Source organism: Streptomyces sp. NPDC005070 (assembly GCF_053600395.1).
This window is the reverse complement of sequence record NZ_JBSFZS010000103.1, coordinates 18,685-28,269: the sequence shown is the minus strand read 5'-3', so window position 1 is coordinate 28,269 and position 9,585 is coordinate 18,685. Positions and strand designations below refer to the sequence as shown.

Below are 9,585 nucleotides of genomic sequence, written 5' to 3'. Positions count from 1 at the left end.
GCCGCACCGGCCCCAGACCCGAGTACATCCAGTACGCAGGTCTGGGGCCGGCGCGCCGAGAGCACGCGCCTGACGCCGCCGGGCCGCCCTTCGGGCGACGACGCGAATTGTCAGACAGGCCCTAGGGGTCGCCGGGCAGGCGAGACTTCGCGGACACGCCCTAGTCCTTCACCGGTGTGCCGACCGCGCCGTCCGCCGCCCCCGCACCCGCCGGTGCCGGGATCGCCGCCGCGGCCGAGCCGTCGTCGTCCGTGTTGATCAGCTCGATGACGGCGTCCCGCTCCGGGGTGTCCTCGGGCCGCAGGAAGCCGATGAGGATGTACAGGACGAGGGAGATGGCCATCGGGAGGGCCACCTGGTACTCCAGCTTCACGTCCGTGCGCTGCGAGAAGTCCAGGTGGTAGTTGACGAAGAAGAAGGCGAGCAGACCGCACGCCCAGCTCGTGAGGGCCGCGGTCGGCCCCGACCTGCGGAACGGCCGCACCAGACCGAGGATGAACGGGATCGCGATCGGCCCCATCAGACCCGCCACCCACTTGATGACGACGGTGATGATGTCCTTGAACGCGGGGGAGTTGACCTGGGTCGCCACGGCCATGGACAGGCCGAGGAAGGCGACGGTGGTCACGCGGCCCGCGATGAGCCCCGCGCGGGTGTTCCAGGCGCGCGCGGCCCGGGAGAACACCGGCATCACGTCGCGGGTGAACACGGCCGAGATGGCGTTCGCGTCCGAGGAGCACATGGCCATCGTGTGCGAGAAGAACCCGACGACGACCAGGCCCAGCAGCCCGTGCGGCAGGAGCTGCTCGGTCATCAGGCCGTACGCGTCCGAGCCGTCCGGCTTCTGCGCGGTGACGAGGAGCGGCGAGAGCCACATCGGGATGAACAGGATGACCGGCCACACGAACCACAGTCCGGCGGACAGGAAAGCGGACCGTGTGGCCTGCTTGGCGTCGCCGGTGGCCATGTAGCGCTGGGCCTGGTTCCACATGCCGCCGTTGTACTCGAAGAGCTTGATGAACAGGTACGCGATGAAGAACACGGTCAGATACGGGCCCGCGAACCCGTCCCCGTGACCGTGCAGCTTCGGCGAGTCCAGCGCCTTGGAGAGGCCGCCCTGGTCGGAGATCTTGTTCAGCACGATGACCAGCATCGACAGACCGGCCAGCAACTGGATGACGAACTGGCCGAGTTCGGTCAGCGCGTCGGCCCACAGACCGCCGATGGTGCAGTACACGGCCGTGATGCTGCCGGTGATGATGATGCCCTGGGTGAGCGAGACGCCGGTGAAGACGCTGAGCAGGGTGGCGATGGCCGCCCACTTCGCGCCGACGTCCACGATCTTCAGCAGGATGCCGGACCACGCCAGCGCCTGCTGGGTCTGCACGTTGTAGCGGTCCTTGAGGTATTCGAGGGGTGAGGCGACGTGCAGTCGTGAGCGCAGCCGGTTGAGCCGGGGCGCGAAGGCCTTGGCGCCGATGGCGACGCCGATGGCGATGGGCAGGGCCCAGGTGACGTACGAGGTGATGCCGTAGGTGTACGCGATGCCGGCGTAGCCGGTGAACATCACCGCGCTGTAGCCCGACATGTGGTGCGAGATGCCGGACAGCCACCACGGCATCTTGCCGCCCGCGGTGAAGAAGTCGCTGACATCGTCCACACGCTTGTGGGACCAGACGCCGATCGCGGTCATCACGCCGAAGTACGCGACCAGGACGGCCCAGTCGAGACCGTTCATGTGCCCCCTCCAGGGGTCCGCCTTGTGAACCTGCAGATACCGGACGGCACTTCGCCAGTACGCAACGGGGCGGCGCCCCCGTGCGGGAGCGGGGACTTCGGGGATTGAACCGCTGGTTCGAGGGGCCGGTCAAGACCTCGTGCGGTCACAGATATGAACGCAGATCAGAAAGCAGAACGATTTTGCCTCCACTTTACCTGTTGGGCTGTTGTCGTGCTCGTGACGAGGGCCACACCATGAGCGGGCACTTCGTCAGACTCACAGCGGTGAGGGCAACAGCAACGACAAGCCGACAGACGTACGGGATGCGGGTCCCGTGCGCCTGGGAGAGGGGCCGCCGGCCGCCGTACCTAACGCATGATCTCGCCCGCGTTCACGAGCAGCGACTGCCCCGTGATCGCCCGCGCCCGGTCGGAGGCCAGGAACACCGCGGCGTCCGCGACGTCCCCGTCCGTGGCCAGCTCCGGCAGGGCCATCCGCTCGGTGAGCCGCTTCAGGACGTCCGCCTCGGGCACCTGCTCGGTGTAGGCCGTGAACTGCACGTACGCCTCGACCGGCGGGCCCCACATCCAGCCGGGCAGCACGGTGTTGACCCGTATCCGGTGCGGGCCGAGCTCGCGCGCCAGGGAGTACATCGCGCTCGTCAGCGCGCCCTTCGAGGCCGCGTACGCCGCCTGCCGGACCTGGCTCGGCGCGGCGACCGACGACTGCGTCCCGATGACGACGACCGAACCGCCGCGTTCCTTCAGCGCGGGCAGGCAGGCGCGGGTCATCCGCAGCGTGCCGAGCAGGTTCACGTCGATGACCGACTGCCAGGTCGCGAAGTCGGCGTCCTCCAGACCGCCGAAGTAGCTGTCCCAGGCGGCGACGTGGACCACCGCGTCGATCCGCCCGAAGCGCTCGGCCGCGAGTGCCGCGAGCGCGTCGCACTGCCCCTCGTCGGTGATGTCCGTCGCGCGGAACGCCGTGTGCGTGCCGTCCGGGTCCAGTTCGGCCGCCGACTTGGCGAGATTGGCCTCGGTGCGGGCCCCGAGCACGGCGTTGCCCCCGTCGCGCACGACGGCCGCCGCGACCTGATGGCCGAGCCCGGCTCCGACGCCCGACACCACGACGGTCCTGCCGGTGAGCAAAGACATCCGGGGCCTCCTCGGCTCTGGCGCATTGTCTGACGGGGCGTCAGAGTATGGGCGTCCGGCGGAGGAAGGAAGTCCCGCGCACGCTCCACCGAGGAAGGGGTTCGTCATGCCGGAGGAGACCCGCAGCGAGACCTACGCGGAACTGGCCGCCCTCGGCCCGTACGGCGTCCGTCCGGGCCACGCCCTGATCACCCTGGTCGAACCGCACCCGGGCCACGAGTACGCCTACAACCGCTGGTACGAGGACGACCACTACTACGCGGGCGCGATGGCCATGCCCTGGATGTACGCGGGACGCCGCTGGGTGGCCACCCGCGACCTCCAGCTCCTGCGCTACCCCGAGAAGTCGGCGGTCGCCCAGCCGGTCACGGCGGGCTGTTACATCTCCACCTACTGGGTCACCGAGGGCCGCTACGACGACCACATGAAGTGGACCGTCGGCATCAACAAGCGGCTGAACCGTGACGGCCGCGTCTACCAGGACCGTACGCACGTCTTCACGGCCTTCCAGGACCACGAGGCCACCGTCTACCGCGACGGCGCCGCGGGCCCCCGCGACTTCCATGCCCTCGACCACCCCTACGCGGGCCTCGTGGTCGAGGTCGTCGACGCCGAATCCGCCGGGCAGCGGGCGGAGTTGCTGGAGTGGCTGCGCTCCCGCCATCTGCCCAGGCGGCTGACGGGCTCACCCGCCGCCCTCGTCACCGTCTTCCGGCCGACCCCGCTCCCGGGCGACCGGATGACCTATGTCAAGCAGGTCGAGGGCGTGGACACCCGGCTGACCCTGCTGTGGTTCCTTCAGGAGGACCCGCGCGACTGCTGGGAGGCACACTTCACGGGCCTGGACGAGGCCGTGGCCGAATCGGGCCTGGGCCGCGTGGAGTTGGTGGCCCCGTTCATCCCCACGATCCCGGGAACGGACACCTACGTGGACCGGCTTCGCTGACGCGCACCTGCCCTCTCGGCCAGGACGGCGGGCCGGACGAGAGGGCTCTGTCGGTGGAGCGTGTGAAGTTGTCCCGGCCGCAGGGTCAGACGAGGCCGGACGCTCCGCGGCTCACCTCGGTGACGAAAGCGTTCCAGGCGTCCGCGGGGAACGCGAGCGTGGGGCCGGCGGTGACCTTGGAGTCCCGGACCGCCATGGCCGAGAGAACCGGGGACTTGACCTCGACGCAGGCGCCGTTGCCGGTGGAGTAGGAAGACTTGGTCCAGGTGTCGAGGGCGCCCTGCTGAATTGCCATGATCGCTCCAGAAAGCTGTCGTTCGTCGATGAGTTGCCGCCACGAAGCCGTCGGCGCACTGTCACCGGACTGCGGATCCGTCAGGAGCCCAGCGGTCCGGATTGCGCCAACGTTGTTGCTCGATGGCGTGATCGACGCTACTCGCCAACATCGGCTGACGAAGCGACTATTCACTCGACTGGATGGCATATTCCATAGAGGTCTTCCGCATCGGGGCGGCGGCAGTGTAGGGTCCGGCCACTCATCGGCGGGGGCGCCCTCGGAGGCCGCCCCCGCGCCGATCAGCGCGCGTACTCCTTCGCGAGGTCCGCGATGAACTGCCGTGACTGCTCCACGTTCAGGGCCTGGGCCCGCAGGTGCTCGTACATCACGCTGTACTTCTGGACGTCGTTCGCCTTCTCCAGGTACAGGTCGCTGGTCACGCCCTCGATGTAGACGACGCTGGAGTCGGCCGCGTCGGGGAACTCCAGGATCGCGTACTGGCCGTTCAGGCCCGGGTGCGCGCCCATGTCGAAGGGGATCACCTGGACGGTGACGTGCGGCAGTTGGGACTGCTCCACGAGGTATTCGAGCTGCTCGCGCATGAGCGAGCGGTTGCCGACGGCGCGGCGCAGGGCCGCCTCGTCGAGGACGGTCCACAGACGCAGCGGGTTGTCGGGGGCGGAGATTCGTTCCTGCCGCTTCATCCGCACCTGGACGCGCTTGTCGATGTCGGCCGGCGCGGTCTCCGGCAGTGCCCCCGCGATCAGGGCCTCGGCGTACTGCCGGGTCTGCAACAGGCCCGGGACGACCTGCGGGTCGTACACGCGCAGGCTCGCGGCGTCGGTCTCCAGACCGATGTAGACGCTGTACGGGATGTCGCCGAAGGAGTGCCACCAGCCCTGCTGGCGCGAGTCCTTGGCCATCTGCATCAGCGAGTCGACGATCCGGTGGTCCTCGACCTCGTAGACTCCGCACAGATCGCGGACGTCGCGCTGGCTGATACTGCGCCTGCCGTTCTCCAGCCGGCTGATCTTCGACTGGGACACCAGCAGGCGCTCGGCGACCTCTTCGGCCGTCATGCCCTTGAGTTCGCGGAGCCGCCGAAGCTCCTGGCCCAGCCGGCGCCGCCGGACGGTGGGATTGACACTTGACGCCACGGGACGTGCACCTCCGGCTGCGGGCCTGTACTTTGCGTATCTGCTGTTGAGCAGATTGCCACCAAGGTGCTTTCTACCGCTGGGAAACGGCGGATATGCGCCTGGTGGGCGCAAGTTCGCAGATTCGGCGTGTATACGCGGCCCCGCGCCATGGTCGGCAGGCCTGCCGAACTCCACTGACGGGTCGGCGAGATCGCTCCGGACCCCGGAGGCGGGCTTCCCCTCGGATGCGGTCGCGCGGGGCGGTGAGACCGTGTCGTCGTCCGGACGGACGGTCTCAGCCACCCCGCGCGAGCCGGCGGCTCCCGAACCGGATCATGGGGACTGCGGTGCGGCGCTGGTGTCTTGCGGCGGTGCTGGCGGTGCGGGTGCTGTGTGCCGCCGATGGTGCCGGCGGTGCGGGACGCGGGCCGTCGTGGGCCCGCGGCTCAGTGCGCCACGGCGCGCGCCATCGAACCATGGCGCGGTTGCATCGGAACCCCGCGTGCGGGCTCCGGCGCGGACCTGACTCCGGCGGTGGCCGGACGGCCCACCGGTGCCGGGTTGCGGCGAGGCTGTGCGGCCGCACCGCTCTGAACGTCCATCACGGCGTGCGCCACGAGGCCGCCCATGGGGTCGTGCCTGATCAGATCCCGCAGCCGGGAGCGGGACGAGCGTCCCTCGTTCCCCGGATACAGGTGCTTGCCGAGACCGACCGCGTGGGCCAGCGCGGCGAGCGCCGCGGTCCGCGGGTCCGGCGGTACGCCGGTGCGGATCGCGTTGTCCAGCCGGGTTCGGATCTCCCGGCTGATATCCGTGTCCGTCGCTTGGTAGCGAGTCGTCGGAAGCACCCCGCACATCTGGCCGGCCACGGCATGGACCATGCCGCACCTCTCCAGATGCGAGAGGTAGGTCTGGCGGAGCCCCAGGCGGGGTCCGCCGATCCAGTTGACCGCGCGTACGGGTGCTCCGCGTCGGCGAAGGAGTTCCAACGCACAGTCCAGTGTTGGATCTCCGGTCGGCCGTGGCACCACCACGGCGATACGATCCCCGTCTGGGGCTATCCGTCCGGCCAGCGCCAGCTCCACTAGCTGTGCTCCGGCCAGACCGAGGTCGAGCGACTGCGGCTGCGCGGTGGTACCCGTGGTCGGGTCCAACGCCAGCAGCAGAAGCTCCTCCGGAATTGTTCTGCGGCTCTTGCCCATCCATGCCTCCCCGCGTGGATGAATGACAGGGTGACCCCTCTCACATTGGTCTGTCGAGAGCACGTGACCGGAATATGAGGGAACCGGCAGGTATGTCGTTCTCGTCTACCGCAAGGGTCGAGCCCTGGCACAGGACACTGGTAGATGGTTCGGGCAGCGGTGTCCGGGCGGCGGTTCAAGGGTTTGACGGTTCGTTTTCGGTGCGCGGAGGGCGCGCGCCGCATGGAGGAGGCATCGGTGGCGGGCGAGTCCCCCGACAGGTCGAAGCAGCACGAGTCGTCGGCGTCGTCGGCAGAAGCGACGCCGGTGAGCCCGGCGCCGGTTCCGAGTCCGGCGCGGTCGGGCGCGCCGGCGTCGACGTCGACCCAGACCTCGGCTCCGGCCGACCCCCGGATGGCGATGGCCCGTGAGCGGGCCGCCACGGTACGGGTGGATCAGGCGACGGCCGTGTTCTCGACGAAGGCGCTCTCGGGTGAGACCGCCCGCACGGCGGACGCCCCCGTTACGGCGGAGCCGGAGCGGGTCTCCGAGTCCGCCGACGGCGACGGCGCGGCCGGGGGCAAGAACGCCGAGGGCGACACACGGCTGCGCGCGGCGGTGGCCGCGTGGGTCGCCGGATCGGACGAGCCCGCCCCGGCGGACACGACCGGCTCCGGGGACGACGACGGCCCCGAGGACGCCGACGACGGCCCCGAGGCTGCCGACGACGCCACAGCCTCCGACGGTGACGGTGACGGCGACGAGACCGACACGGACGGCGCCGTCGCCGACGCGGACCACGCGGACCACGCGGAGCCGGCCGGCGAGGCCGAGGGCGACGACGCCGAGGCGGAGCTCGCCGATGAGCCGGGCGAGCCCGTGGACGCCACGAGGGCCGAGAGCACGTCCGAGGCGTCCGCCGCGGCGTCCGGCACGGACGAGGAGGCCGCCGAACCCGCCGCAGGCCCCGACCGCGACATCGACGGCGCCGCCGACGAGAAGCCCGAGTCCGGCCAGGACCCCGAAGCCGAGCCGGAAACCGCCTCCGACGAGACTCCCGCCGACGAGGAGGACGAGCCCGCCTCCGCGTCCGCCGCCGAGGACGAGCCCGCGCCGGCGCCCGAGGACAAGCGCGACGCCGAACCCGACGACAAGCGCGACACCGCGCCCGAGGACCGGCACGACGGCGACGACGACTCCTCCGACGAGCCCTCGGACGCCCCGGCCGACGCGATCCCGGACACGGTGTCCGACGAGCCCTCGGACGCTGTGCCGGACGAGAGCACGCACACGGAGACCGGCAAGGACGCGGACGCGGAGGCCGACAAGGGCTCCGCCGCCGAGCCCCCCGTCGATCAGCCGACCGCCGTCTTCAAGACCCCCCGGCGCCCGGCCGTGGACCAGCCCACCACCATGCTCAAGCTGGGCGGCGCCACCCCGAAGCGGGCCGACGGAAAGCCCGCCGCCGGGCCGACGGACGCCCCCGCGGACAAGCGCGCGGACAAGCCCTCCGGCAAGTCCGCCGAGCAGCCCACCGGCGAGCCCGGTGCCAAGCCCGCCGGCACCCCCGCGCGCACCAGCAAGTTCGTCCCCCTCAACCGCCTCGACGACTTCCCGCCTCCGGCGCGCCCGAAGCCCACGCCCGAGCCCTCCGCGAAGCCCGAGCCCTCCGCGAAGCCGGAGCGGACCGCGAAGCCGCAGTGGGCCGCCGCGCCCTCCTCCACCCCCAAGCCGGTCGACAGGCCCGCGGCGGCCACCGCGGCCGTTCCGCAGGTCGGCCCCGAGCGCACCACCCAGCTTCCGCTTCCGCCGAAGCCCCCGCTGGACCTGCTCGCCGAGCTGACGAACACCCCGCCGCCGCCGCAGACCCCGGTCCGTACCCTCGTACGGCGGGTCAAGATCTGGACGCCGCTGGTCCTGCTGCTCGTGGTGATCTTTGCAGTCGCGCAGGCCTTCCGCCCGCTGCCGGCCCCGACTCTCACGCTCAGCGCCGACAGCACGTACACCTTCGGCGGGGGCACCCTCGACCTGCCCTGGCCCGGTCAGGGGCAGTCGGCGATCGAGGTGGACGGCGTGGGCAGCCTCGGCACCGACGGCAAGCAGACCCCCGCGCCCACGGCGAGCGTCGCCAAGATCATGACGGCGTACGTGATCCTTCAGGAGCACCCGCTGAAGGGGAACGAGGACGGCGAGAAGATCACCGTCGACCAGCAGGCCGAGGACGAGTCGAAGCTGCCGGACGAGTCGACGGCGGCGCTGTCGAAGGGCCAGCAGTTCACCGAGCGTCAGATGCTCCAGATGCTGATGATCCCCTCGGGCAACAACGTGGCGCGGCTGCTCGCCCGCTGGGACTCCGACAGCAAGAGCTTCGTCACCAAGATGAACGCCGCGGCCAAGGACCTCGGCATGACGAACACCACGTACACGGACCCGAGCGGTCTGCAGAAGACGACGGTCAGCACGGCCACCGACCAGATCAAGCTGGCCAAGCAGGTCATGAAGAACGACGTGTTCCGCAGCATCGTCGGGATGGCCAAGGCGGACGTCCCGGGGCTGGCCAACACGATCTACAACAACAACGATCTGCTGGTGAAGCAGGTCGGCGTGATCGGTCTGAAGACCGGTTCGTCGACGCCCGCGGGCGGCAACCTGGTGTGGGCCGCGACCAAGGTCGTGGACGGCAAGACGCAGACGATCTACGGGGCGGTGATGAACCAGAACGCCGGCACCGGCAAGGTCTGGGACAGCCTCCAGCTCGCGCTCGCGAACAGCCAGAAGCTGATCGACAAGGTCCAGCAGAGCCTGGTCACCGCCACGGTGGTGAAGAAGGGCCAGGTCGTCGGTTACGTGGACGACCAGCTCGGCGGCCGGACCCCGGTCGTCGCCACCAGGAACATGACCGCGATCGGCTGGCCCGGCCTGAAGACGAAGCTGAGCATCGGCGAGGGCAAGGCGGCCGTCCCGCACACCGGCAAGGCCGGCACGGTCGTCGGCGAGCTGAGGGTCGGCGACGGCTCCAGCGAGGCCGTACGGATCCCCGTCGCGCTCCAGTCGGACCTGGCCGAGCCCGGCTTCGGCGCGAAGGTGACCAGGGTCGGCTGAGCGGACACGCGCACCGATGGCGTACGCGCGCACGCATCGGTGACGTACGGCGGGGAGCGATCACGC

Annotated in this window: 7 protein-coding genes; 2 read left to right on the top strand and 5 right to left on the bottom strand. The window is 70.3% G+C overall.

What is annotated here, in order from left to right:
• Positions 1 to 160: 160 nt before the first annotated feature.
• Together ACWEBX_RS28435 and ACWEBX_RS28430 are read right to left on the bottom strand one after the other, a co-directional pair.
• Positions 161 to 1,738: a sodium:solute symporter family protein gene (locus ACWEBX_RS28435; protein WP_451887647.1), complete on the bottom strand. Its 1,578-nt coding sequence runs from the start codon at positions 1,736 to 1,738 to the stop codon at positions 161 to 163.
• A 350-nt stretch (positions 1,739 to 2,088) separates the two neighbouring features.
• Positions 2,089 to 2,874, bottom strand: a complete 786-nt coding sequence (locus tag ACWEBX_RS28430; RefSeq protein ID WP_451887646.1) for an SDR family oxidoreductase — start codon at positions 2,872 to 2,874, stop codon at positions 2,089 to 2,091.
• A gap of 106 nt (positions 2,875 to 2,980) precedes the next feature.
• On the opposite strand from ACWEBX_RS28430, the gene ACWEBX_RS28425 reads away from it, so the two are divergent.
• A complete protein-coding gene (locus ACWEBX_RS28425; RefSeq protein ID WP_451887645.1) occupies positions 2,981 to 3,820 on the top strand; it encodes a hypothetical protein in 840 nt (279 codons plus the stop codon).
• Between the two features lie 85 nt (positions 3,821 to 3,905).
• Here ACWEBX_RS28425 and ACWEBX_RS28420 read toward each other — a convergent pair whose 3' ends face one another.
• The 3 genes from ACWEBX_RS28420 to ACWEBX_RS28410 form a co-directional block, all read right to left on the bottom strand.
• Entirely contained in the window at positions 3,906 to 4,115 is a 210-nt protein-coding gene (locus ACWEBX_RS28420) for a DUF397 domain-containing protein (RefSeq protein WP_451887644.1), read from the bottom strand.
• Positions 4,116 to 4,396: 281 nt separating this feature from the next.
• Entirely contained in the window at positions 4,397 to 5,254 is an 858-nt protein-coding gene (locus ACWEBX_RS28415; RefSeq protein WP_451887643.1) for a helix-turn-helix domain-containing protein, read from the bottom strand.
• Between the two features lie 428 nt (positions 5,255 to 5,682).
• The gene (locus ACWEBX_RS28410) at positions 5,683 to 6,438 is read right to left on the bottom strand and encodes a GOLPH3/VPS74 family protein (protein WP_451887642.1); all 756 of its coding nucleotides are present in this window, start codon (positions 6,436 to 6,438) and stop codon (positions 5,683 to 5,685) included.
• A gap of 222 nt (positions 6,439 to 6,660) precedes the next feature.
• Here ACWEBX_RS28410 and ACWEBX_RS28405 point away from each other — a divergent pair, with 222 nt between their 5' ends.
• On the top strand, positions 6,661 to 9,519 hold the full coding sequence (locus tag ACWEBX_RS28405; protein ID WP_451887641.1) for a D-alanyl-D-alanine carboxypeptidase: 2,859 nt from the start codon (positions 6,661 to 6,663) through the stop codon (positions 9,517 to 9,519).
• Positions 9,520 to 9,585: the final 66 nt, after the last annotated feature.

Bases quoted from the DNA above. Each gene is read 5' to 3' on its own strand.
- ACWEBX_RS28435 (WP_451887647.1), bottom strand. From the start codon at position 1,738: ATGAACGGTCTCGACTGGGCCGTCCTGGTCGCGTACTTCGGCGTGATG.
- ACWEBX_RS28430 (WP_451887646.1), bottom strand. From the start codon at position 2,874: ATGTCTTTGCTCACCGGCAGGACCGTCGTGGTGTCGGGCGTCGGAGCC.
- ACWEBX_RS28425 (WP_451887645.1), top strand. From the start codon at position 2,981: ATGCCGGAGGAGACCCGCAGCGAGACCTACGCGGAACTGGCCGCCCTC.
- ACWEBX_RS28420 (WP_451887644.1), bottom strand. From the start codon at position 4,115: ATGGCAATTCAGCAGGGCGCCCTCGACACCTGGACCAAGTCTTCCTAC.
- ACWEBX_RS28410 (WP_451887642.1), bottom strand. From the start codon at position 6,438: ATGGGCAAGAGCCGCAGAACAATTCCGGAGGAGCTTCTGCTGCTGGCG.
- ACWEBX_RS28405 (WP_451887641.1), top strand. From the start codon at position 6,661: ATGGAGGAGGCATCGGTGGCGGGCGAGTCCCCCGACAGGTCGAAGCAG.